Source organism: Kosakonia sp. Marseille-Q7440, assembly GCF_965119485.1.
The window spans coordinates 1-1,357 of the sequence record NZ_CBCPLT010000006.1 but is presented as its reverse complement, the minus strand read 5'-3'; the positions used below and the strand labels follow the sequence as shown (position 1 = coordinate 1,357).

The following is a 1,357-nucleotide window of genomic DNA, read 5'->3' as shown; positions in this document are numbered from 1 at the left end:
CACCAGCGTGCCTTCTCCCGAAGTTACGGCACCATTTTGCCTAGTTCCTTCACCCGAGTTCTCTCAAGCGCCTTGGTATTCTCTACCTGACCACCTGTGTCGGTTTGGGGTACGATTTCGTGTTACCTGATGCTTAGAGGCTTTTCCTGGAAGCAGGGCATTTGTCACTTCAGCACCGTAGTGCCTCGTCATCACGCCTCAGTGTTAAAGTGAACCGGATTTACCTGGAACACACACCTACACGCTTAAACCGGGACAACCGTCGCCCGGCCGACATAGCCTTCTCCGTCCCCCCTTCGCAGTAACACCAAGTACAGGAATATTAACCTGTTTCCCATCGACTACGCCTTTCGGCCTCGCCTTAGGGGTCGACTCACCCTGCCCCGATTAACGTTGGACAGGAACCCTTGGTCTTCCGGCGAGCGGGCTTTTCACCCGCTTTATCGTTACTTATGTCAGCATTCGCACTTCTGATACCTCCAGCATGCCTCACAGCACACCTTCGACGGCTTACAGAACGCTCCCCTACCCAACAACACATAGTGTCGCTGCCGCAGCTTCGGTGCATGGTTTAGCCCCGTTACATCTTCCGCGCAGGCCGACTCGACCAGTGAGCTATTACGCTTTCTTTAAATGATGGCTGCTTCTAAGCCAACATCCTGGCTGTCTGGGCCTTCCCACATCGTTTCCCACTTAACCATGACTTTGGGACCTTAGCTGGCGGTCTGGGTTGTTTCCCTCTTCACGACGGACGTTAGCACCCGCCGTGTGTCTCCCGTGATAACATTCTCCGGTATTCGTAGTTTGCATCGGGTTGGTAAGCCGGGATGGCCCCCTAGCCGAAACAGTGCTCTACCCCCGGAGATGAATTCACGAGGCGCTACCTAAATAGCTTTCGGGGAGAACCAGCTATCTCCCGGTTTGATTGGCCTTTCACCCCCAGCCACAGGTCATCCGCTAATTTTTCAACATTAGTCGGTTCGGTCCTCCAGTTAGTGTTACCCAACCTTCAACCTGCCCATGGCTAGATCACCGGGTTTCGGGTCTATACCCTGCAACTTAACGCCCAGTTAAGACTCGGTTTCCCTGCGGCTCCCCTATACGGTTAACCTTGCTACAGAATATAAGTCGCTGACCCATTATACAAAAGGTACGCAGTCACCCCATAAAAGAGGCTCCCACTGCTTGTACGTACACGGTTTCAGGTTCTGTTTCACTCCCCTCGCCGGGGTTCTTTTCGCCTTTCCCTCACGGTACTGGTTCACTATCGGTCAGTCAGGAGTATTTAGCCTTGGAGGATGGTCCCCCCATATTCAGACAGGATACCACGTGTCCCGCCCTACTCATCGAGCTCACA

At 53.6% G+C, this 1,357-nt stretch carries 1 rRNA gene; it reads right to left on the bottom strand.

The window, feature by feature from the left end:
* Positions 1-1,357 (bottom strand): 23S ribosomal RNA (locus tag ACWPW2_RS22305); the annotation flags it as partial.